17 protein-coding genes and 2 pseudogenes are annotated in these 22,971 nt (G+C 56.8%); 8 read left to right on the top strand and 11 right to left on the bottom strand.

All coding sequences use genetic code 11. The features are described 5' to 3' along the window. The first annotated feature begins 79 nt into the window (after nucleotides 1-79). Nucleotides 80-1,981: a glycosyltransferase gene (locus tag ABD115_RS16365; RefSeq protein WP_343962851.1), complete on the top strand. Its 1,902-nt coding sequence runs from the start codon at nucleotides 80-82 to the stop codon at nucleotides 1,979-1,981. A 106-nt stretch (nucleotides 1,982-2,087) separates the two neighbouring features. Next, nucleotides 2,088-3,623, top strand: a complete 1,536-nt coding sequence (locus ABD115_RS16360; protein ID WP_343962849.1) for an alanine/glycine:cation symporter family protein — start codon at nucleotides 2,088-2,090, stop codon at nucleotides 3,621-3,623. Between the two features lie 63 nt (nucleotides 3,624-3,686). Here the strand turns inward: ABD115_RS16360 and glf are convergent, their stop codons facing one another. From glf to ABD115_RS16320, 8 genes are all read right to left on the bottom strand, one after another. After that, nucleotides 3,687-4,826: a UDP-galactopyranose mutase gene (glf, locus tag ABD115_RS16355; RefSeq protein ID WP_343962847.1), complete on the bottom strand. Its 1,140-nt coding sequence runs from the start codon at nucleotides 4,824-4,826 to the stop codon at nucleotides 3,687-3,689. A 138-nt stretch (nucleotides 4,827-4,964) separates the two neighbouring features. Further along, nucleotides 4,965-6,305 (bottom strand): mannose-6-phosphate isomerase, class I, encoded by a 1,341-nt coding sequence (gene manA, locus ABD115_RS16350; protein ID WP_343962845.1) that lies wholly within the window; start codon nucleotides 6,303-6,305, stop codon nucleotides 4,965-4,967. A 95-nt stretch (nucleotides 6,306-6,400) separates the two neighbouring features. Beyond that, nucleotides 6,401-7,342: a glycosyltransferase family 2 protein gene (locus tag ABD115_RS16345; protein ID WP_343962843.1), complete on the bottom strand. Its 942-nt coding sequence runs from the start codon at nucleotides 7,340-7,342 to the stop codon at nucleotides 6,401-6,403. Then, a complete protein-coding gene (locus ABD115_RS16340) occupies nucleotides 7,335-9,128 on the bottom strand; it encodes a class I SAM-dependent methyltransferase (protein WP_343962841.1) in 1,794 nt (597 codons plus the stop codon). Before ABD115_RS16340 ends, ABD115_RS16345 begins: the two co-directional genes overlap by 8 nt. A gap of 128 nt (nucleotides 9,129-9,256) precedes the next feature. Then, nucleotides 9,257-10,480: a glycosyltransferase family 4 protein gene (locus ABD115_RS16335; protein ID WP_343962839.1), complete on the bottom strand. Its 1,224-nt coding sequence runs from the start codon at nucleotides 10,478-10,480 to the stop codon at nucleotides 9,257-9,259. A 7-nt stretch (nucleotides 10,481-10,487) separates the two neighbouring features. After that, nucleotides 10,488-11,612: a non-hydrolyzing UDP-N-acetylglucosamine 2-epimerase gene (wecB, locus tag ABD115_RS16330; RefSeq protein WP_343962837.1), complete on the bottom strand. Its 1,125-nt coding sequence runs from the start codon at nucleotides 11,610-11,612 to the stop codon at nucleotides 10,488-10,490. A 2-nt stretch (nucleotides 11,613-11,614) separates the two neighbouring features. Further along, nucleotides 11,615-12,733, bottom strand: coding sequence for a polysaccharide biosynthesis C-terminal domain-containing protein (locus ABD115_RS16325; protein ID WP_343962835.1), 1,119 nt, complete (start codon nucleotides 12,731-12,733; stop codon nucleotides 11,615-11,617). Further along, nucleotides 12,733-13,761 carry a polysaccharide biosynthesis protein gene (locus ABD115_RS16320; protein WP_343962833.1) on the bottom strand — a complete coding sequence of 343 codons (1,029 nt, stop codon included), beginning with the start codon at nucleotides 13,759-13,761 and terminating at the stop codon, nucleotides 12,733-12,735. The genes ABD115_RS16325 and ABD115_RS16320 overlap by 1 nt, the downstream gene beginning before the upstream one ends. Before the next feature lie 202 nt (nucleotides 13,762-13,963). On the opposite strand from ABD115_RS16320, the gene ABD115_RS16315 reads away from it, so the two are divergent. Both ABD115_RS16315 and ABD115_RS16310 read left to right on the top strand, forming a co-directional pair. Beyond that, nucleotides 13,964-14,938, top strand: coding sequence for a GDP-mannose 4,6-dehydratase (locus ABD115_RS16315; protein WP_343962831.1), 975 nt, complete (start codon nucleotides 13,964-13,966; stop codon nucleotides 14,936-14,938). Next, a complete protein-coding gene (locus ABD115_RS16310; RefSeq protein ID WP_343962829.1) occupies nucleotides 14,935-15,876 on the top strand; it encodes an NAD-dependent epimerase/dehydratase family protein in 942 nt (313 codons plus the stop codon). The genes ABD115_RS16315 and ABD115_RS16310 overlap by 4 nt, the downstream gene beginning before the upstream one ends. A gap of 8 nt (nucleotides 15,877-15,884) precedes the next feature. Here the strand turns inward: ABD115_RS16310 and ABD115_RS16305 are convergent, their stop codons facing one another. After that, nucleotides 15,885-17,006 carry a glycosyltransferase family 4 protein gene (locus ABD115_RS16305; RefSeq protein WP_343962827.1) on the bottom strand — a complete coding sequence of 374 codons (1,122 nt, stop codon included), beginning with the start codon at nucleotides 17,004-17,006 and terminating at the stop codon, nucleotides 15,885-15,887. A gap of 12 nt (nucleotides 17,007-17,018) precedes the next feature. Next, on the bottom strand, nucleotides 17,019-18,221 hold the full coding sequence (locus ABD115_RS16300; RefSeq protein WP_343962826.1) for a lipopolysaccharide biosynthesis protein: 1,203 nt from the start codon (nucleotides 18,219-18,221) through the stop codon (nucleotides 17,019-17,021). Between the two features lie 170 nt (nucleotides 18,222-18,391). Here ABD115_RS16300 and ABD115_RS16295 point away from each other — a divergent pair, with 170 nt between their 5' ends. Genes ABD115_RS16295 through ABD115_RS16285 form a run of 3 tightly spaced genes read left to right on the top strand, consistent with a single transcriptional unit; the run spans nucleotide 18,392 to nucleotide 21,413 of the window. Then, a complete protein-coding gene (locus ABD115_RS16295; RefSeq protein ID WP_343962824.1) occupies nucleotides 18,392-19,117 on the top strand; it encodes a glycosyltransferase family 2 protein in 726 nt (241 codons plus the stop codon). Beyond that, on the top strand, nucleotides 19,117-19,488 hold the full coding sequence (locus tag ABD115_RS16290) for a DUF2304 domain-containing protein (protein ID WP_343962822.1): 372 nt from the start codon (nucleotides 19,117-19,119) through the stop codon (nucleotides 19,486-19,488). Before ABD115_RS16295 ends, ABD115_RS16290 begins: the two co-directional genes overlap by 1 nt. 8 nt (nucleotides 19,489-19,496) lie before the next feature. Continuing rightward, nucleotides 19,497-21,413: a DUF6541 family protein gene (locus ABD115_RS16285; RefSeq protein WP_343962820.1), complete on the top strand. Its 1,917-nt coding sequence runs from the start codon at nucleotides 19,497-19,499 to the stop codon at nucleotides 21,411-21,413. 285 nt (nucleotides 21,414-21,698) lie between these two features. Here ABD115_RS16285 and ABD115_RS16280 read toward each other — a convergent pair. Further along, nucleotides 21,699-22,157 (bottom strand): annotated as a pseudogene (locus ABD115_RS16280) (transposase); the annotation flags it as partial. A gap of 410 nt (nucleotides 22,158-22,567) precedes the next feature. Here ABD115_RS16280 and ABD115_RS16670 point away from each other — a divergent pair. Then, nucleotides 22,568-22,846, top strand: a pseudogene (locus ABD115_RS16670) (IS30 family transposase); the annotation flags it as partial. Nucleotides 22,847-22,971: the final 125 nt, after the last annotated feature.

The following is a 22,971-nucleotide window of genomic DNA, read 5'->3' as shown; positions in this document are numbered from 1 at the left end:
AGCGCCCAGCTGCACCGAATCTCCGACGATAGAATTGCCCAGTCAGTACTCCGCCGGCCCGAAACGAGACGCCCCTACGATGTCGACCACGCTGCAGAACCTAGTGCTTCCCACCTCACAAGACCCTGACGTTCTGCCGTTGTATACGGACTCCGAGGTCTGGACGCAGGTTGGCGATCAACCAGTGCGGCTGACGAACAACGCGAGCATCGATAATGTGCTTTCGCGCTCTAGCGCTAGGGTTCGTTCGGGCAGCCGAGTATCGTTTGCAAGCTATTTCAATGCGTTTCCAGCGGCCTATTGGCAGCGTTGGACTGTGGTCAATAGTGTGCGCCTCACGCTCAGAACCGCGGGCCCAGGAACGATCATCGTGTACCGGTCAAACGCAAACGGAGTGCCACAGCGTGTGGATTCCAGGGAAGTCAGCGGTTTAGCTGAGTCCGATTTCGAGCTGCCCCTCACATCGTTCACAGATGGCGGATGGTATTGGTTCGACCTCATTGCTAGCACCGAGGACATGATTCTCGAGGCGGGCTCTTGGACAACGCACGCGGAACCAGTACTTGGTGGCAAACTCAGCCTGGGAATGACCACGTACAACAAACCCGACTACTGTGTCACTACGCTTGCGAACATTGCCGACAGCCCCGCCCTCCTCGACGGGATTGACCGGATCTTCCTTATCGATCAAGGTACGCAGAAGGTGCGTGACGAACCGGGTTTTGCAGAAGTTGCCGCGCGGCTTGGCGAGCACCTTGAGGTGATCGAGCAGGGCAACCTTGGTGGTTCTGGCGGGTTCTCACGTTCAATGGCCGAAACCTTGGAACGGGACGACAGCGATTTCCTACTGCTGCTCGATGACGACATCGAGTTCGAGACCGAGAGCGCTTTGCGTGCACTACAGTTTGGTCGGTTCAGCAGGGAGCCCGTAATCGTTGGCGGTCACATGTTCGACCTACTCAACAAGCCTGTGATGCACGCTTGGGCAGAAGTCGTAAGCCCAGAGCCGTTCATGTGGGGGCCGTCGTTTGAAGAGCAGCATCGCCACGATTTCCGCAAGCAGAACCTGCGCCAGACCAAGTGGATGCATGCACGGCTAGATTCTGACTACAACGGCTGGTGGATGTGCATGATTCCCAAGCGCGTCATTGCTGAAATCGGCCTCTCGCTTCCCGTGTTCATCAAGTGGGACGATGCCGAGTACGGGCTGCGAGCCAAGGCTGCGGGCTACCGTACGGTGTCACTCCCCGGCGTCGCGCTCTGGCATGTGTCGTGGCTTGACAAGGACGATTCCCAAGACTGGCAGGCATTTTTCCACACTCGAAATCGAATCATTGCCGGCCTCTTACACTCTGATCACCCCAAGAGCGGGCGGCTGCTCCAAAACAGCGGTCGGCAAGACATCAAGAAGCTGCTCAATATGCAGTATTACGCAACCCAACTCGCCGTCGACGGCATGCGGGCCGTTCTGCGCGGCCCCAACTCGTTGCACGCTGACATTGCGAGCGACATGCCAGCTGCTCGTGCCCGCGCAACTGAGTTTCCTGAAACGCGGGTGTACCGAGCCGGAGACCCCGAGACGCCGGTCGCGGTTGGTGGGCGCGCACTGCCCGAGCTCGCGGAAAAGCCCAAGGGGCCAACGGGTGCCCGGCTCGCACAGTTCACGGCTCGCATGGTGGCGGTTCACTGGAGGCGTTCCACCCCACCCGCGACGGAACAGCCGCAGCTTGAGTACGCGAAGCAGGGCGCTCACTGGTGGCAGATTCCGCATCACTCAAACGTGGTTGTCGGGGCAGCTGACGGAAGCGGCAAGATGTGGTACCGCCACGACCGGCAGAAATTCCGCCGGTTGCTCCGTGAATCGCGCCAACTGAGTAGCGAGCTTGCGAAGAATTGGGATCGGTTGAGCGCAGAATACCGACGCGCGCTACCGACCCTCACGTCTGTCGACGAATGGCGCAAGACCTTCGAGGGCCGCTAGGGAACGATGGTGATACCACCCCGTACCGGCGCGCGGTGGTATCGTCGAGGGGCGAGTAGAGGAATTCCAACCCACCACGCAACGACGCGAAAGATGGTGATGCTCAGTGGCAACTGCGCTCCAAGACATTTTGGATTCAATTGGAGGGGTGATCTGGGGGCCATTCGTCCTCATCCCACTTCTCTTTCTCACAGGGCTCTACCTTACGGTTCGGCTCGGCGGCCTTCAGTTCCTTCGGCTCGGCGCAGCCCTGAACCTTGGATTGCTACGGCGGAAGGACCCGGGCTCGAGCGGGGATATCTCGCAGTTCCAAGCGCTGACCACGGCACTGGCAGCCACCGTGGGAACAGGCAACATCGTCGGTGTCGCGACCGCGATCGGCATCGGCGGGCCGGGTGCCCTGTTCTGGATGTGGATCACGGGTCTGCTCGGCATGGCCTCGAAATACACCGAAGCGTTCCTCGGCGTGCGCTACCGCCAGGCTGACGCAAAGGGCGACCGCAACGGCGGGCCGCAGTACTACCTCGAGAAGGGCATCAAGGGCCCGGTTGGCAAGATACTCGCGTGGTCGTTCACGGTTTTCGCGGTCTTCGCCTGCTTCGGCATCGGTAACCTCACCCAGTCAAACGCGATCGCGGCCAACGTAGAGAACAGCTTCAACGTGCCCGTGTGGGTCACCGGTGTCGTGCTGACTATCCTCGCGCTCGTCGTGCTCGTGGGCGGCATCAAGTCGATCGGCGCAGTCACCTCAGGGCTCGTGCCCGTGATGATCGTGTTCTATGTGATCGCCGCGCTGTACATTCTGCTCATGAACGTCGGCGACATTCCCGCGGCGCTCGGCACGATTTTCACCGATGCATTCACGGGAACCGCCGCTGCTGGCGGCTTTACCGGCTCCGTGTTCATCATCGCCGTGCAGTACGGCTTCGCCCGCGGCATCTTCTCGAACGAGTCGGGCATGGGCTCAGCCGCGATCGCTGCGGCGGCGGCTCAGACGAGCCACCCGGTGCGCCAGGGCCTCGTGTCGATGACGCAGACCTTCATTGACACCATTATCGTTGTGACGATGACCGGGCTCGTCATTGTCACAACGGGCGCCTACAAGCTCGTCGACGAGAGCACCGGCGACCAGCTCTCAGCTGCGCTCATGACCGGCGAGGCATTCTCTCAAGGGCTCCCGGGCGAGTGGGGTCACTGGGTCGTGACGATCGGTCTCGTTCTGTTCGCGTTCTCCACCATTCTCGGTTGGTCGTACTACGGTGAGCGCAACATCGTGCGCATCTTCGGTCGCACGGTCGCGATCCCCTTCCGCGTGGTGTTTGCGCTCGTCGTGTTCGTGGGCGCAACAACGCAGCTCGAGATCGCCTGGTCGTTCTCTGACATGATGAACGGGCTCATGGCGATTCCGAACCTCATCGGCCTGCTCATTCTGTCTGGGCTTGTCGCCCGCGAGACGCGCGCCTACCTGAAATTTGACCCGAAGCTCAGGGCAACTCCAGAAGAGATCGAGCGCGCGCTCGCCAACGAACCGGGCTACCAAGCCTGGCGCACTCGCGAGGCGGAACTCGATGCCGCGAGCGGCAGGAGCCCTCAGCTGCCCGCGACGCGCACGGTGCCTGTACCGCCGGGTGACGACGCGTAGCCGGTAGATACGCGAATGGCCGGCCTCCCGTCTGGGGGGCCGGCCATTCGCCTGCGAGCAGCGCTAGATGGTGCCCTCGAGCTTGTTGTTCCACATCGACAGCGCCGAGCCAATCGCCATATGCATGTCGAGGTACTGGTACGTGCCGAGGCGACCGCCGAAGAGCACCTTGGGCTCCTGCTCGGTGAGCTCGCGGTACTTCAACAGCCGCTCGCGGTCTTCCGGCGTGTTTACCGGGTAGTACGGCTCGTCTTCGCGGGTCGCGAAGCGCGAGTACTCGTGCATGATGACAGTCTTGTCGGTCGGGTAGTCACGCTCGGGGTGGAAGTGACGGAACTCGTGGATGCGGGTGTACGGCACGTCAGCCCCCGCGTAGTTCATGACGCTCGTGCCCTGAAAGTCGCCGACGGGCAGCACCTGCTGCTCGAAGTCGAGCGTGCGCCAGCCGAGCTCGCCCTCTGCGTAGTCGAAGTAGCGGTCGACCGGGCCGGTGTAGACGACGGGCACCTTGCCGACGACTGCGGCCTTGTTCAGCGGCTGCGACTCGTCAAAGAAGTCGGTGTTCAGTCGCACCTCGATGTTTGGGTGGTCGGCCATGTTCTCGAGCCAGGCGGTGTAACCGTTGACGGGGAGGCCCTCGTGGGTGTCGCTGAAGTAGCGGTTGTCGTAGTTGTAGCGCACGGGCAGGCGGCTGATGACCTCTGCGGGCAGCTCGGTGGTCGGGGTCTGCCACTGCTTCGAGGTGTAATCCTTGATGAAGGCTTCGTACAGCGGCCGCCCGATCAGCGAGATGCCCTTCTCTTCAAGGTTCTGCGCGCTCTTGGTGTCGAACTCTTCGGCTTGCTTCGCGATGAGCTCGCGTGCCTCGCTCGGGCTGTAAGCCGAGCGGAAGAACTGGTTGATGGTGCCGAGGTTAATCGGCAGCGGGTATACCTCACCCTTGAAGTTCGAGTACACCTTGTGCACGTAGCTCGTGAACTCGGTGAAGCGGTTCACGTACTCCCACACGGTCTCGTTCGAGGTGTGGAAGAGGTGCGCGCCATAGCGGTGCACCTCGATGCCCGTCTCGGGCTCCGCCTCAGAGTAGGCGTTGCCGCCGATGTGGTCGCGGCGGTCAATGACGACCACCTTTTTACCGGCGTTCGCCGCGCGTTCTGCGATGGTGAGGCCAAAGAAACCTGAGCCAACTACGAGAAGATCCATGGGGTCTAGTCTACGTGAACCCACGCATCGCGAGAACGTCTACCGTTCCGCGTAGTGCTTCGGTTAGCGGCCTCAGCATACTTCGGACACTACTCCGAGCTGATGCGCCTCCAGAACCGGGACTAGCCCCTGAGCTCCTTAACCACCCGTAGTGGCTAGAAACGCCTCGCCGTCACCACTCAGACGGATTGGTTCTCCTGCCGAAACGTAGAGCGACTGTCCCCGAGCGACATTTGCAAACTCAGCTAAGTCATTACCACTCCGAGTCACCAAAACCCGACCAGTCGTCACGATCAACACTAGGGGGGTGGGAGCCGAGATCGAAACGGATTGAGCTGACGCATCGGTTGAAGCACTAGTCGACGAATGGGCCAGCAGGTTTCCATCACCTGGACCGGCCCACGGAGAATGTGCGCCTTCATTTACTTGGGTTCTGACTCTTGCGCGTAGGAGCTGGAAGTCTTGGACTTTTGGATTCCAAGCGCAGAGCCCCGGCAGCACGGCAGTAGCCGAGAACCTCGGCTCCGGCAGAGCACCGTAGTCAAGTATACGAAGCAGCTCTTCGGCGTCGATATGCTTGTCTGTGAGCCCCGCACGCAACACGTTGTCGGAAGCAGCCATAACCTCCACTGCCACGCCGCTTAGGTACGCATGCAGTTGCTGTGGTGCCAAAAAAATCGCTTCGCCTGGATTCAGACGAACGCAGTGCAAAAGCAATGATACGAGCACACCTGGGTCTCCAGCGTGATGCTCGATCAACATGCGTAAAGCATTCGCGCGATCTGCGTTGACACCTTCAAAGCTATCCTGTCGCCCTACGGCCCCGTGGAAAGCCCACCGTTCTTCCCACACGTTCAGCGCCGCTTCGATGTCTTCGAGCACTGCGCTGGTTCCCACAGGGTCCCCAAAGGCCCACTGCAGAAATTCTTGGCGTGCTGTGTCACCGACGCCATGTCCCAATCGTTCCGCAGCCGCGAGAAGAGCCTGGCCCCCATCTGGAGCGAGAGACGCCAGTGCACGCATGTCGGCGACTGTCTCCACTATCGAACGGAATCCGCTCAGTGCGGTTACCTCGGATAGCGCGACAAGTAACTCTGGCTTGTGATTCTCATCGCGATAACAACGCTCGGGGCTTTCTACTGGCACCCCGGCGCTTGTTTCCTTCAGGAACCCTTGCTTCGCCTGCTCACGACTAGGATGCACTTGCAGTGAAAGGGGCGCCCCAATGGCGAGCACCTTCAATAGAAACGGAAGAGGCCCACCGTTGACTCCATACCTGACTGGATCCTTAGCAATCAGGTCAATCAGCGTCAGCGGGGGGTGTGGCCCCTTGGCAAGACTCGCCGGGCTGCCCGGGTGGTCGCCAAGCCACAACTCGGCTTGCGGTTCACCATTGCTATCTATCCCCAGCATTTCTGGAAGAACATCGACCGAACCCCAAGAGTAGGCGCGTGGAACATTCGAAATAAACAGCAACAATTTGGCCCGTCCGATACAGAGCTACGAGATAGAGAAATACGTTTACGAAAGAGTCAGTTCAATAAGAAACCGGGGCTTTGCCCCGTAGGAGATGGTTAGGACACCGGCTGCCCAGGAAACCGAGGCTGTGGGTTGAAACGCCGAGCCTCCAGTAGAGCCTTGTACATCCGTTTCCTAACCGGCTTGGTCACGTTTCCCTGCTTCATGCCAAGACGAACACGCCGAACGTAGTTGAGGTACGACCAACGGCCCTCGTAGTGCAACCGATATGATGCCTGATTCCGAGTGCCCTTCTCGAACTTCCAAATGTTCGACTCGTCGACCTGTCTATAGTTCACACCCGCGTTGACTCCCATATCGTGGGTCACAAGTGATTCCATCGCAATGATCCCCGGCCCGTAGGCCGCAGTGAGGCGCTTTGTATACTCCTTGTCGTCAAACCAAATGAAGTAGTCACGAAGGGGAAGACCGAGTTCGGCGAGCACCCCGCGGGGCACTAAGACCGATACGAATGTGCACTCAACCACCAGCATCGACGCAGCCCCCATCAGATGCGCGCGGGGCCAGTCCCAAGTGGTGATCGGGTTGTTCATCTCACACAATGAACCATCAATATACTTCACCAGCGAGCACGCAAATGGTACTTCGCGACCCAGTACCCGAGAACTCACTTCGCGTTGCTCGAGAAGCAAACGAAGAGCGGCGGGCTCTGGATAGCAATCGTCATCCATGACCCACACAAAGTCTGCCCCGACTTCGTAGCCGCGTTCCATCCCCATCTCAAAACCGCCGGCACCACCAATGTTCTTAGGTAGGTGCATGACAATTAGCCCGGGAAAGTCCAAGGCATCGAGATATTCTCGTGTGCCGTCGGTCGACTGGTTATTCACTACAACAATCCACTCAGGAGCATGCTCCTGAGCCCGAATTGCCTCAAGCGTTTTGGGCAATTTGGCAAGCCGGTTGAACGTCACAACCACCGCCGCAACACGTGCACCCTTTGCCGGCGCGACGACAAGAGGAGATCTCTTACTCACTGTATGGCAACTTTCCATCGGTAGACGTGCGTACGGGGCTTGGAGCAAATGTCTGCTCGGCGAGGTCTAACAGTTCAGCGACACGCAAGCTATCTCGCCGGTACCCGTCTAAGTCACGCTCGAGCTCAACGATTCGCTGCTTCAATTCTTCCAACTCGCTAGCGTCTGCGCTGAGAAATGCACGACGCAGCACTTGTCTTACTCGGTCCCTCATGCTTGGCCTCTCTCTCGGGCTATCGATATCGTTGTCGGCCATTGAAAACACAAGACCCACTGGGGCCCTACCAGTGCTCATATCACCGACAACAACCAGATCTTGGAATTCGACGGAGATTCCGAACGAAGCGGCTTCTGTCACCAACTGGTGTGGAGTGAGATGCCACCCAGTTGGATCCTGGTACTTCACATCTGGAGCAGGCTTCGTGTACACGGTTCCGACCGCTCGGCCTCCTGCAGACAGGGACATCCTGATCAATCTCCAAGCATTCGTCCGAGCAACGGCGCCAACTTGTTCGAGAAAATGGTTCATAGATAGGTCGAACGCCCCTTGAATATCAAAGAGCTGCGTGAACCCGAGCGACCGCAGTCGGTAGAGGTTGAGATGAACAAAACTCAGATTCGACAGGTCGTGCTCCGCGCTGAGTTTCTGCGCGCGATAGGAGTAGTCCACTCCGATAATGCGTCGGTCGCTCCAACTTGCAGCCATTTGAGCAGTATGAGCACCGTCGCCGGCACCTAAATCCACCACGGTTCTAGAGCCTGAGTCCTCGAGCTGAGCCCGTATCCAGTCCGCAGCGATGTTCCAAGCCGCAGGTCGCTCGCGCGAATAGTATTCGTTCCAAAAGTCGCGGTGAAAATTGTAAGATCCGAACCAATTCTGAAACCGCCGTTGCGTACTCCTCGGGGTCTCAAGCTTGTAGCCCGGAATTGGGGTGCGCCAATTCTCGTCATAGTTAATCTCTAGCCATGCGTCTGGATCTCGCGGGGAGGGAAAACTAACTCCCCGAATAGACACCGTCCCAAACGGAAGCATTTGGTCCATAGAAAGCTGTCCACGAACATGAAAGGGCTGGTTGAGGAATCCGTCTTCCGTGTAGAAGGCCGAGAATACGTCTACATAGTGATCTACATCACCGTCTGGCGCAAAAAAATAGAGCTGCATATGGGTTGCGCTATGCCGAACAATATAATGACCGCTCGCCGTCAACGCGTGCCCGACTCGGAGCCCCTCTGCTGCGACGTCTACAGGGTTTGTGTATTCAGAGAGATATGCGACATCGGCGTCGTCATCGTGAGGCAGTAGGGTTCCGTCTCGCACCCCGCCAAGCAAGGTGCCACCCACAACAAACGGTCGAAGCCCAAGTGCCTGAAGCTCCCCAACTATTTCGACCGTTCGCGCGGTGATTCGGTCCTGGAAAGCCTCATCGACACCATCCAACGTCTTTCCAAGCCGACCCCACTTATTGATTGCGAGACGGTTACCACGATCATCGACCACTGAGACGGCCGATCCGGTGTCCGAAAAGCTGTGCTCCGCCTCGGCCAAGGTCCGCTGGGAAGCGGAGTCTCGCAGTGCGACGGTACTCTTTCCTTGGAGATACGGTCGCAGCGGTTCTGGCCATTCCAGGAAGGCGTTAGCCGGATCATCAAGTTTCAACACTTCGATGGACCAAACGCGCACACCGTCGAACAAGACGTCCAGGGATATCACATCGCGCGGTATCGCGACCAGACGCACACCACGCGATGAAACTTTCAGCTGCATATGAAACTCAATAGTTGGCACTTCTTTCGTCGAACCGCTCTACTCTAGCTCATGCAGACTCAACTTCGCCTGGACGTGACCACACGCGCCCACGCCTTTCGAAGTACGACAATGCCAGTTTGGCGCCCCGGGCGCGAAGGGCCAAGCAGCTATCGCTGAATGAATTCAAGCAGCCGAGTCAACACCTTGTTCCGCTCGAAGTGCTCGAAGTGGTAAGCGCGCGCACGCTCACCCATCTCTGCTCGGGCTTGAGGCGTCAGTAGGAACATGCGACGAATGTTCGCAGCCAGCGTTTCGGCGTCTCCAGTCGGGCCTGCATAACCGCAACGAATTGTGGTGGCTACCAACGACTGCACTTCACCGTCCATAGCGAGGACAATTGGCTTCGCGGCGGCAATGTAGGACATGACTTTGGCGGGTACCGTCGCCTCCAGTAAATCGCTACGCACAAGGCAGCCTACAAGGACATCCGCAATGTGAGTGTACTTTGGCATTTCCTCCACGGGATGATGCCCTTCGAACGCAAACAAGTGTTCCAACCCGCGATGGGCGACCTCCTGCTCAACTGCGAGCCGCGACATGCCGTCGCCCACGATAATCCATCGTATCCCCGATATTCCCGATTTCTCGAGTATCTCGGCAGCATCCAGCATGGTCGAGAACGATTGGGCTGGACTGATGTTGCCGGTAAAGACGACATTGAAGGTTTCAGCAAATCGTTCCGACAACTCTTCATCCACAATCGTGGTCTCGTAAAGCTTCTCGGCTACCTGAGGGACAACAATAACGTCCGAAGGGCTTTTGGAAGTGACCTCGAGAAGTCGATCTCTCATCCGGGATGAAAGCGCAACGAGACGGTCGACCCTTCGGTAGTGCCAGTGGGACACCGATTCCGCAATCCGCCTTAGTAGCCCACTCCGGATATCAAGCACGGAGTACAGGTTTTCCGGCCAAAGGTCCAGGACGTACATGGTCGTCGGAATGCGCTTCATCTTGCCCAGGACGATTCCCGCGAATGACATCATCACGGGAGACAACTGATAGATGAACACTCGATCATACTTTTTGAACAGCAACCGCGGCACGCGGAATAAGCTTGTAACCGGAAACGAAACGTAGTTCAAGAGAATTCTGAGATTGGAATTATTGCCTCGAGGAATCTCAAACGACCTATAGACCGTCGCTGTGCGGTACCTTTCAATCTTTCGATTCCACAGGGTGTAACCGGGAGCTAATTGTCCGCTCGGATAGTTGGGACGACCGCAGAGAACGTCGACTTCGACCCCTTCGTCGATCATGAAATCGACGATGTCGTTGACTCGGAACTGTTCGGGCCAAAAATGCTGACCGACGACCAGAATTCGCTGAGCCATGGCGGGCCTACTTGCCCCACACGGTGCGGTTGACGATGTCAGTGTAGCTCTGGATGATCTTGCAAACTTTCACCGATACATTTGTATCCTCGTAGTCGTTCGGCATCGCAAGTTCTTCGTTGTTGTCTCGCATAGCAACCGCGAGCTCGATCCCTTGCTGGATCGTTTCCTCCTCGATACCGCCAACAACAACTGTGCCTTTGTCTAGCACTTCTGGGCGCTCAGTGCTGGTGCGGATGAGCACTCCGGCGAAGCCAAGGATTGCACTTTCCTCGCTCAGCGTGCCGCTATCGCTTAGCACGCAGTAGGCATGCTGCTGCAGCTTGTTGTAGTCCATGAATCCGAATGGCTTGAGTGTGCGCACTAGCGGATGAAACTCAAATGCTCTCTGGTCAATAAACTTTTGGCTGCGTGGATGTGTGCTGTATATAACAGGCATCTCATACCGCTCGGCAATCGCATTAATTGAGTTCATCAAGCTCAGAAAGTTGGCTTCATTGTCGATATTCTCCTCGCGATGGGCGGATACAAGGATGTACCGACCGTCGAGAAGTTCCAGATCATTGAGAACTGTGCTCGCCTCAATCGCGTCGCTGTGGTCCCGCAGCACTTCTGTCATAGGACTTCCTGTGACGAAGATCGTCTTCCCATCGATACCTTCACCTAGCAAGTACCTCCGGGAGTGTTCCGTGTACGGGAGGTTTACATCCGAAATATGGTCAACAATCTTCCGGTTGATCATTTCGCTGACGTTCCAGTCCCAACAACGGTTACCCGCTTCCATGTGAAAGATAGGAATCTTCAGGCGTTTGGCCCCAATTGCGGAGAGAGCCGAGTTCGTGTCCCCCAAAATCAGCAACGCATCCGGCTTCACCGAGTCGAGCACCTCATAGCTCTTTGCGATGATGTTGCCCATCGTTTCCCCGAGGTTGTCACCGATGCTCTCGAGAAAGAAGTCTGGCTTCCTCAAACCGAGATCTTCAAAGAAGACTTCGTTGAGAGTAAAGTCCCAATTCTGCCCAGTATGGACAAGCACATGATCGAAGTACTGGTCTGCTTTCTTTATGACGGCACTAAGTCGGATGATTTCCGGCCTTGTCCCGATAATCGTCATCAGCTTCAACTTTTTCATCGCTACTCCACCGCTTCAAAAAACGTATCGGGACTCTTGGGATCGAAAATCTCGCTGGCCCAAAAAATGGTCACCAAGTCATTCGAACCCGTGTTTGTAATGGCATGGACATAACCAGCTGGAATATCGAGCACCCGGGCTTCGTCACCATTGACGACATAACGAATTACATCAGAATCATTTAACTTGTTCCTGAAGGTGATCTCCGCGTCACCCGAAACCACAAGAAACTTCTCAATCTTGGTCTTGTGCCAGTGGTTTCCTCGCGTGACTCCTGGTCTGGTCTTTGAGACAAAGATCTGACCGAAGGCATCCGATTTCACAAACTCTGCGAGCCACCCCCGATCGTCGACGCTTTTGCCCAGTGAGTAACCAAAACCGTCTTCTTCGAAGTACGAGGTATAGGTCGCGTACAGGAACCTGTTCAGATCGTCACCGAGCGCCGGAACTTGCAGACTATCCCTCATGGCATGGAGAGACTCAAGTCTGTCTCGTAGGTCTCCAAGGGAAACCGTAAATGTTCTGGATACCTCCCGGAACCCCTGAGTTGCTACAAAAAGGTCGCTATCCAGAACCTGGATAAAGTCTCCTATCACGTCATCTACATATGCAAGATTCAGCTGGTGCTCAGGCTCGTGGACTTCCAGTGGAAGCCCTAGAACCAAATTATGACAGAACGTAGCCACGACCGAGTTGTAGTTCGGCTTGCTCCACTTTCCAAAGACTCCTGGAAGCCGATACACAAAAACAGGTGCACCTCGCTCACGACCCGAAGAAAGTGCTATTTCCTCAGCTTGGCGTTTGCTCCGCCCATAGGGATTATCAAGTGCGGCTTGTGTCGACGACGTAACCAGCAAGGGAGTAGGTCTCTTGCTTGCTTCCAAGCTGGCCGCAAGACGCTCGGTTAAGCCAACGTTTCCATCAATGAAGTCCTTCTCGACGGGAGGGCGATTCACTCCAGCTAAATGAAAAACAAAATCAGCGGCCGAAACCATGCCATCAAGTTCTGATTCCGGGGTATCCCGCGTGAAGGTCAGCACTTCAACGTCTTCACGAAGCGCCAAGTGAGAGCAAAGATTCTTTCCGATGAAACCGTTGGCCCCGGTTACTAATACTTTCACTAGAGTTGCGTCCCCCGAGCACCGCTCAACTCCTGTCGAACAAAGTCAACTGTCAACAGTTTTTTAATCGTTCCCGGGATGTCCAAGAGGTCAGTGTTGTGAGACGTATACTCGTTTGCTGACGAGAGACCCTCACTTCCGTCCTCAGTGAACTTGGCGTAGTTAAGATCTCGGTTGTCCGCAGGCACACGGAAGTAGTCGCCCATGTCTTCGGCTTTTATCATCTCTTCACGCGTCATGAGAGTTTCATGAGCTTTCTCACCGTGGCGCGTGCCAATCACTTCAATTGTCGATTGAGACTCAAACAACTCCGTCAGAGCCTCAGCTAGCACGCCCACGGTACTCGCAGGAGCCTTCTGCACAAACAGATCACCCTGGCGGGCATGCTCGAACGCGAAAAGAACAAGGTCTACTGCTTCATCGAGATTCATCAGAAACCGAGTCATGTTGGGGTCGGTGACAGTCAGCGATTTGCCTTGCCGCATTTGATCCACGAAGAGCGGAATCACTGAACCTCGAGAGGCCATCACGTTGCCGTACCGGGTACAGCTGATCGTTGTTTTCTGAGCGTCAACAGTTCGCGCTTTCGCCACGACTACCTTCTCCATCATCGCTTTGGAGGTGCCCATCGCATTGATCGGATATGCAGCTTTATCGGTGGAGAGACACACGACGTTTCGCACCTCGGCCTCGATCGCTGCCGTGAGCACATTGTCAGTACCCAGCACGTTGGTACGTACCGCTTCCATCGGGAAAAACTCACACGACGGCACCTGCTTCAGTGCCGCAGCGTGAAAAATAAAGTCCACTCCGCGTACAGCGTCACGCAGACTATCGGGCTCACGGACATCGCCGATGTAGAACTTCAACTTTTCGTTCGAGTACATCCTTCGCATGTCATCCTGCTTCTTCTCGTCGCGAGAAAAAATACGGATCTCTGCGATGTCCGTGTCGACGAACCGCTTGAGAACAGCGTTACCGAAAGAGCCCGTACCTCCAGTAATCAATAGCGTCTTGCCAGTAAACATCGCACACTCCAGATCCGCAGATTAACTCTGCCTAGCTTAGCAAAGCGATCGCTGGCCAACCCTGCGCTTCCCGCGCTCCGCATTGCGGAGGGCGGGAGCCCTAAAAAAGCGGGTAAACTGCGGGTGATTGAATAGGTCTGTAGGCGCGCCGTCTTTCGATGCGCAATTAGGAGGAACATTGGGTTCGCAGCGATCGGCACTAGTGACTGGAATCACCGGGCAGGATGGCGGTCATCTCGCTGAGTTGCTCCACCGTGAGGGATACCGCGTCTTCGGCCTTATCCGCGGTCAGAACAACCCACGAAAGGCGTCGACGCAGCAGCAGTACCCCTACGTCACCCTAATCGAGGGCGACCTGACTGATTTTGCGTCGCTCATGCGCGCAATTGAGATTTCTTCCCCAGACGAGGTCTACAACCTGGGGGCGGTAAGCCATGTGGGCTACTCTTTTCGGAACCCTGTGCTCACTGCGGAGGTGACAGGCAAAGGCGTGCTGAACGTACTCGAGGCTGTTCGCATGAGCGGCCTTGCAGAAACCACCAGGGTCTATCAAGCGTCCACATCCGAAATGTTCGGCGGGCTTGACTACAACCGACCCGGCGCCGGCTATGCCGAGGATTCCCTCTTCCACCCTCGTAGCCCCTATGGTGTGGCAAAACTCTATGGACACTGGATCGCAAAGAACTACCGAGAGAGCTACGGGATGTTCGTATCGTGTGGAATCTTGTTCAATCATGAGGGAGAACGCCGAGGCCCCGAATTCGTCACCCGCAAGATTACCCAGTCGGTAGCCCGAATCTCCCTCGGCCTACAGGATCATATTGAGTTGGGTGATCTCTGGCCGAAGAGAGACTGGGGATATGCAGGGGACTACGTTCGCGGTATGTGGCAGATGCTGCAACACAATGAGGCAGATGATTTCGTTCTGGCATCTGGGACCACCCATTCGGTTGAGGAGTTCCTGGAACGTGCATTCCTCGAAGTAGGCATTACCGATTGGCGTCCCCTGGTCAAACAAAACCCTGATTTCTTGCGCCCAGCGGAGGTCGATGTTTTGCTCGGTGACCCCAGCAAAGCAGAGACCGTGCTCGGCTGGCGCCGAGACGTCGATTTTCCTGGTCTTGTTTCGCTCATGGTGAAGCATGACGTAACCGAGCAGAAGTCACTGCTGTTGTGAGTCTAAAAGCACTTGCTGGCCAACGACTGCTTGTAACGGGGGTCGACGGCTTTGTGGGCAGACACGTAGCACGGGCTGCTTCTCTGGCAGGGGCCACCGTCGTAGGCATCTCCAGAAACCCCACCCCTGATCCCGAGCTATATTCGATTCTCGACGAGCACTATGTGGCGGACCTGCGCGATGAGTGGCCTACCGGCCTAGTCGGAGATGTGGTGATCCACCTCGCAGGGCGCGCTGCCGTGGGCCCTTCCTTCGATTCCCCACAGACCTACATCTCGGAGAATTCTTCGATAACTACGACCGTGTGTGAGAACTTGCTCGCGCTTGGCGGCGTCCGACGACTGATCGGCGTTTCCACTGGAGCTGTATATGCAGCTCCTATGCCTGCGACCGAGAGCATTTCCGAGAATGCTAGAACTCACATGTCTTCTCCCTATGTCGTGAGCAAAGTCCTGGTTGAGAATCAATTGGCGTACTACCAGACTCGGGGTCTGGAAACAGTTGTTGCACGCCCGTTCAACCACGTCGGCCCTGGACAAGGACCAGGCTTTCTGGTGCCCGATCTACTACAGAGGCTGAAGATTCTGCCCGAGGGTCAACCATTGCAGGTCGGGAATCTATCCACGGCCCGTGACTACACTGACGTGCGCGATATCGCTGATGCCTACGTCGGCCTCGCTATAGCCCCAAAACTCAACGACCGGCTCTACAACGTTGCCAGCGGTCGAGCGACGTCGGGCTATCAGATCCTAGAAATGCTTTGCTCCTCCTTGGGTCGGTCAGTCCCAGAACTAGACGTCGATCAGTCGTTTCTTCGCCCGACCGATGTCCCATCAATCAGAGGATCCGCCGATCGCCTTACGAATGAGATCGGTTGGCGGCCTGACGTGCTTTTGCCGCAAACCATCGCGGACGCAGTCCGAACTTCATCAGGCTGAGCCCCTAACTAGCATGTGAGCACCTCTCTGAAGACCTGGACGTGTCGCTCAGCGCACAGCGCCCATGGAAAAGACGCCGCTCGCTCGAGTCCCTTGCGGACAAGCGCGTCACGATCGTCAATTGCAGCGAGAATTGCTTCGGCCATCTCCTCGGTATTCCGAGGATCAAAGTAGACTGCGGCGTCGCCACAGACCTCTGGAATCGAGGCGGCGTTCGAAGCAGCGACCGGGCAGCCAGACGCCATGGCTTCGAGTGGAGGCAGCCCGAACCCTTCAAACAGACTAGGGAAAGCAAGAACACTCGCCTTTTGCAGCAGTTGTGTAACCTCTTCAAAAGTAACGAGTCCTTTGACATCGACCCAGGTCGGGACATCGCCAATAGCGTCGAGCGCACCCCCGGTGAGAACCAGCCTCATTTCAGGGCGCTCCTCCCGAACTATCTTCATTGCTTCGATGAGCCGAGAGTGGTTCTTGTGCTTCCAGCCCCGAGCTGGGTAGTAGACAAATGCCTCGCGCTCCGCAAGGTTCGGGGTAAATCCTGACACATCCGCTCCGAGCGGAATTGCCGTGACTCGCGACTCATCGACACCAAGATGTTTGACTATGCTTTTTTTCGAGTACTCGCTGTCGGTAATGATATGGTCGGCTCTCCTCGCGGGGTGTTCGTACATGAGTGACCGCCATAGTTTCTCAGGCAAGGAGAACAGTTCTGGCAATTCGCGGTGCTGCAAGTCATGCACTGTCATAACTAGCTTCTTACCCAGCTTCCGTTTAGGCAGCACTGGAATCGTGAATGGGGTGAAAGTAACCGCGGAAGGCCGCAACAACCTCGTCACCTTTCGCCCTCTTACAAGCACTCCGGCGACGCCCCTAAGCCGACCCCAAACACTAGAATCGAGCTTGACGCCGGAGATAACTCGCTCCTGCGCATCAGGTGCGAAGCCGCTCGCCCCTTCCGTGACGACCGCATGAACAGAGACCTCCGCGAGTTCATCGAGCGCCTGAAAAAGCTTGCGCGCATAGGTTTCCCCACCGCCGACGCCGCCGGGAACGAAGGTGGGCATGTATTGATCTACTTCAACCTGCGGCGGGTGATTGCTTAAGTTCATAGTCTTCCGTCCGGTGTCCACGACTAACACTTCCTATTTCTTGATTGTCACTGATTCGGGGTTCGCTCCCTGTACGGGATTGCCGATCAGAAAGATGCAAACTAGAGCCCCGACCATCGGGCCACCGGCGATAGCAAGAATCGCGCCGAACAGCGTTTGCCCAAAGATGAGCAAAAGGGCAATGGTAGTCCCCGCCGCACTAGCCCAGCCGAGAAGAAACTGCGAGTGTTTCCCTTTGGCAAGTAGCGCTGGGGCAACAACGCAAAGGGCCGCAGTGGCTCCACCGGAAAACACCACCAGGGCCAGCGACCTGCCATCGAGCGCAAATGCGTCGCCGTAGATCGCGTACAATATTCGATGGCCAAATACCCACACCAGAGCTGCGACTCCTACACAGACCAGTAGCACCCCTCCGGCGAGATACAGCGCCCGCCGAACGGCCAGATCGGGGGAGTTTCGGTAGGACACAGTCAGATAGCTTTGGAGAGCAAGCAGGGGAACAACAAGGGGTGCTCTCGTCAGCGTCAGCGCCAGTAGCAATGCTGCAAGCGTTTCGTCTCCAAGACTCGATGAGGTCAGCCGAAGAATCATTGGAAGGCCACTAATAAGGACCCCGGTTGCCAAGGCTGCAGCCATCGTCTGAACGCTGTTGCCTAGGAGCTGGCGCAAACTGACGTCGATAGAGTACCGCCCGTTGACGGCTCTGCGGGAAAGAGCCCACACGGTTATCGCGGCAACACCAAATGGTAGCGCCACTGCGAATGCGACTGGCACCAACCCCATGCCAATCGTCAGGACCCCAATCACCAAGACCGCACGGAGAACAGCATCAACAATCGTTGTGGCAGAGGCGAAACCATACCGTTCAAGTCCGTAAAGCTCACCTGAGAGCACCGCGATCATCACATAGCCAGCGAGCGCAAGGACCATAGCGCTCACTAACCATGTGTTCGAATCAGGAAAGAGTTGTTTGCCCCAGATCAAAGACGTGAGCGGCAGGATCAGGACTATTCCGAGAACAACAATTCCCCCGGCAGACAGGAGCACTCGCCCGGGCTGTCGGCTGTCAGGGCCGCCCGGCTGTCGTCCATCCGGAGGATGCGGGCTCACCGCCCGAGAAATCTCTTGTTGCAGACCCGAAAGCATGGACACAAGCAAGAACGTGGTGGCCCAGAACACGCTGAACTGTAAGTAGTCACTCGGTTCCCGAAGCCACAGTGGCACGAGGATCTGCACGACATATCCCAGTGCTCCTGCGATAGCCGTGGATAACAACACCAAGAGAAGGCCGTTTCGCGCGGAACTCACCCGTTCCCCTTCCCTAGCACTGCACTCGAGTTTGACATGCTTTGAGTATCGTAGTCGATCATTCGATGAGCAGAGGCAACCCGCGTAGGATAGAGGCTATGTCGTATGCCTTGGACCGCGTGTTGATCGTGATGCCTGCCTTCAACGAGGCCGAGGTCATCGCTCAGGTTATCGACGAAGTGCAGTCAGAGTTGAAGGACGCCACGGTTCTCGTTATCGATGATGGTTCAGTGGACGACACGGCCAAGATTGCACGGTCTACCGGCGCACGAGTGCTTCAACTCCCATACAATCTCGGTGTTGGCGGTGCGATGCGGCTTGGGTTCCGATACGCGGCACTCAACGACTTCCCTGTAGTGGTCCAGCTCGATTCTGACGGCCAGCATCGTCCTTCGGATGTACCCGAACTCGTCAAAGAACTGGCTAACGCGGATGTGGTGATCGGCGCACGCTTTGCAGGAAAAGGCGACTACGAGGTTCGGGGTCTACGCAAGCTAGCCATGCAGTTCTTGTCTTTTGCTTTGAGCGCATCAATTCGCACCAAGCTAACGGATACGACCTCGGGTTTCAAGGCTCATGGGCCTGCAGCAGTCGAGCTCTTCGCTGTCGACTACCCCGCAGAGTATCTTGGCGACACTATCGAGGCACTCGTAATCGGACATCGAGCAGGCCTCAAGTTCACACAAGTTGGGGTCACAATGAGAGAGAGAGCAGGCGGCACTCCCTCTCATAATCCCTGGAAGTCAGCCATCTATCTAGGACGCGCGTTTCTCGCACTTTCAATTGCATTCCTTCGCCCCACGCGCCCGCTAGGAGGCCGCTAGTGTTTACACCAAGTCATGTCATCAGCGCTGTAGCAGCCGGCATTGTCCTGATCGTTGTTCTAGAAATGCTTCGCCGAGGAAGCTTGCGCGAACGGCATGCACTCTGGTGGCTCTTCGCGGGGACAATCGGCCTCGTTGTGACCCTATTTCCCGGTCTTCTAGACAGAATTGCCCGGCTCCTGGGGGTTGAAAACCCGCTGAATCTTGCGTTCTTCGGCGGCATCGTTGTTCTTTTTCTGGTCAATATGCAGCAGGCGAAAGAACTCACACGGCTCGAAGCCCGGACCAGAACTCTTGCAGAGCAAGTAGCGCTTCTCGATGATCGCTTGGCGCCAAACACGCAGTCAGACAACGATCCTTCAAGGAGCTAAGGCTAGATATGTTCGACTGGTTACAAATCCTTCCTCCGGCGCTTCTCGGAGGAGCACTGTTGGTTGGCCCGGGTCTCATACTCGCCACCATAGTCGGCCTGCGTGGGCTATGGGCGTGGGCAACTGCCCCTGCCATCTCTATGACGATGTATGTAGCGGCTTCACTGGGGCTCCCGCTTCTGGGATTCGGGTGGACGGTTCTGAATGCCTGCCTGTTTTCGCTGGGTTTCGGCGCGTTAGTCTACTTCCTGTATCGCTTCGTGTTGCGCGCACGCCTGGATGGAGACGTCCAATCACCGAACCCGACTCGGATCGCAACCATTACCGCTTGGGCGTTCGGGGCGCTCGTCATCACCACGTGGATAGTAGTTGGAATTGGAACTCCTGCTGGCATTTCACAGACCTTCGACAATGTGTTCCATCTGAATGCAATCTCATTCATCGAGGCGAATGGCGATGCATCGCCATTCGCCATCGGAGAGCTCACAGCACCCGGTAGTGGCGGAGGATTTTACCCGGTTGCCTGGCACGGCCTGGTCGCCCTAATCTCCCAAACAACTGGGACCAGTGTCGCAGTTGCTTTGAACGGTTTCAATATTGCTATCGCTGCCCTGATTTGGCCCTCTGGTGTCCTCCTGCTTGTCCGGCAGATCGTTGGCAATTCATCACGCATCATGCTGATCGCCGGCGTGCTCTTGTGCGCATTTCCGGCATTTCCGCTGAACATGTTGTTCTTTGGAGTGCTCTACCCATACTTCCTAGGGATTGCACTTGTGCCCGTAGTCCTCGCCGTTCTGTTGCAGTTGCTCGGCACGACCAGGCAAAGCCAGCTCGGAAGCAAAGCAGCGATCGCCGTCTTGTTACTCGGTCTCATGCCTGGTCTCACCCTCTCCCACCCGGTCGCCATGATGACAGTCCTGGCGATGTCCGTTCCTGTTGTCCTCGTAAGCGTTTGCGCCGGTTGGCGCACAGCAACTTCCTCAACACGGCTATGGCGAATTCTGGGATTGGCGGCATATGGTGCGGTGGGCTATGTAATGCTGTACAAGCTTCGCCCTGGCGTCAAGTGGCCCCCGCGCACATCAACCCTGGATGCGCTCTGGCGGACCCTTTCACTGCAAATCGGAGGTTACGGTCTCCCGTTGATAGTTGCCGCTCTCACGATTACGGGCATAGTGTTAGCGCTGCGCAGCAAACGTCCCGCGGCGATTGCGATGGTTGGAATGTGGAGTGTGATCGCAGGTTTGCACTTCATTACAGCTGGCGTTTCTATCCCACTGCTTCGGGGGATTACTGGGGTCTGGTATGGCGACACTCCGCGTCTTGAGGCTGCGATGCCAATCGTCGCGATTCCACTAGCGGTGCTTGCTGCGGACCGGATCGTTGACGTTATGGTGAGCAGAATCCCGCAAGGTGGACAGCTCCCGGCCGGGGTCATCATCTTTGCATTCTTCTTCCTTGCAACGCAGGCGAGCGCGGGCTACCCAGCACTGATCCAAAAGATGCAGAAGAGCTACTCGACTGAAGACGACTCGATCTTGCTCTCCAGCGACGAACGAACACTTCTCGAGCGCATTGACCAGCAGATTGACTCGGACGAGATGGTGGTAGGCAACCCCTGGACGGGGACATCACTTGCATATGCTTTTGCGGACCGGGACGTACTGATGCCTCACATTCTGATGCAGCTTGAGGGAGATCGCGCGATCGTCATGAATCGTCTAAAGTTCGCCGATACAGACCCCGCGGTGTGTGCGGCTGTAGATGAGCTGAATGCAAGGTGGTTCCTAGATTTTGGCAAGCGCGAAGTACACGGTTCAGAACACATTTACGCCGGTCTCGACGGCATAGAGCAAACGAGTGTAGTTGAACTCGCAGACGCAGAAGGCGATGCAAAGCTGTACAGAGTGAGTGCCTGCGATTAGGTTTCTTCACCTTACTGGGAGAAAGCCCGGCTGGGCGTCGTCAACATTCACGGGCAACGCCCGAACTCACTCAACTTGTGTGGAAAACAGCGCATGGAACACCAGCCGATAGCCCCTGCGTCTAGACCACGGCTAGAACACGCCGACTTGATCCACCGAGAGCCAAGTGGACCATTGCCACTCGTAAAGTCATCGTGAGTTCGTTGCGATCTCTCAAAACCGTTAACATCCGCCTGAAGCTAGCGACCGGGACTGGAAACCAAACTGTTGGTCAGGACAGAGTGGTCAGGCAGCGAGTGCGACCTGTCTATTCACGATGGTCACGTACTCGATCGGCGCTAAACGCCCCAACCTGATCTGTCTGCGGCGTCGATGAAAGGTGCGCTCGATCCACGTCACGATCGCTCATCGGAGCTCGTCCCGGGTGGCCCATGTCTTGCGGTTTAGGACGTTCTTCTGGAGCAGGCTGAAGAACGATTCCACCGCAGCTTTGTCACCTGCAGCACCGTCGCGACCCATCAAACCGGCCATGCCCTGACCGGTGAGCGCGTGCTGTAGTTTCCGGCTTCGAAACTGCGACCCACGATCCGAATCCAGCACACACCCCACGTCACCACCACGGCGAAGCACAGCGGTATTCAACGCGGTCACGGCAAGCGAGGAGGTCATTTGCGCGTCGATGACCTATCCCACGATCCGGTTTGGCCACGCGTCTTTCACCGCGCACAGGTAGAGAGTGCCTTCACCAGCTTGGATTCCAGCAGTCGTCGCAACACCTAATGAAAGGTGTAGCAACGGCGGGAAAGAAGTACACAGACGCGCAGCGGGAAGAGTTCTTTCGACTCATAGATAGAGGCGGGACCGTTCGAGCAGCCGCGAGAGCTGTCGGAGCTCATGAGGATGCGGGCTACAACTGGTTACCGAAGACTGGCCTGACGATGCAGCGGGCCGCACCCAGGCAGCATTCACCGGAGTTGGAGGCCACGTTTCTGCAGTTCGTCCCTGAACGCCAAATAATCTCGACCGTGGCCCTTGAACTGGGCATCCATAAACCCACGGCCGACGCTTTGGCGCGAAAAGCTAGCATCTCAACAGGTGCCGCACGCCGAGTGAATCCTCGTCGCGAGGAGTTTCTCCTCTTGCGCGCTGCAGGGCTGACGCTGGCGCAAGCCAGGGCCCAGGTAGGCGCTGACGCACGGTCGACTACCGACGGGGACAAAGGCATCACGATCGTCAAGCGTGGGCGAATCTATCCAGACGAACGGATTGTTCGCTACTCCGAACGCGACAATGGAGGAATGTCTGAGCGCCAAGCCCGCGCTATTGGCGGCAGTGTCGATCTCAGTATCGTCGAGAGAATCATCGGCCCCCGATACTTCCGTGTCCGTGAACGGGAACAACTTCAAGATTTGAGAAGCACCGGATTATCCTTGATCACCGCTTGGAAACAGTGGTGGAGCCATTGGGGAACCACCTAATTAGGGCGCTCTCGAAGGCTTGCGTCACAGTCCCATCAGACTGCAACGCCTCCGCTGCCAACGGGAAGCCAAGTACCTGC

Source organism: Leucobacter albus (assembly GCF_039528015.1).
In the GTDB taxonomy this organism is placed as follows: Bacteria; Actinomycetota; Actinomycetes; order Actinomycetales; family Microbacteriaceae; genus Leucobacter; species Leucobacter albus.
The sequence above is the reverse complement of the archived record's forward strand: the minus strand, read 5'-3'. Positions and strand labels throughout refer to the sequence as shown.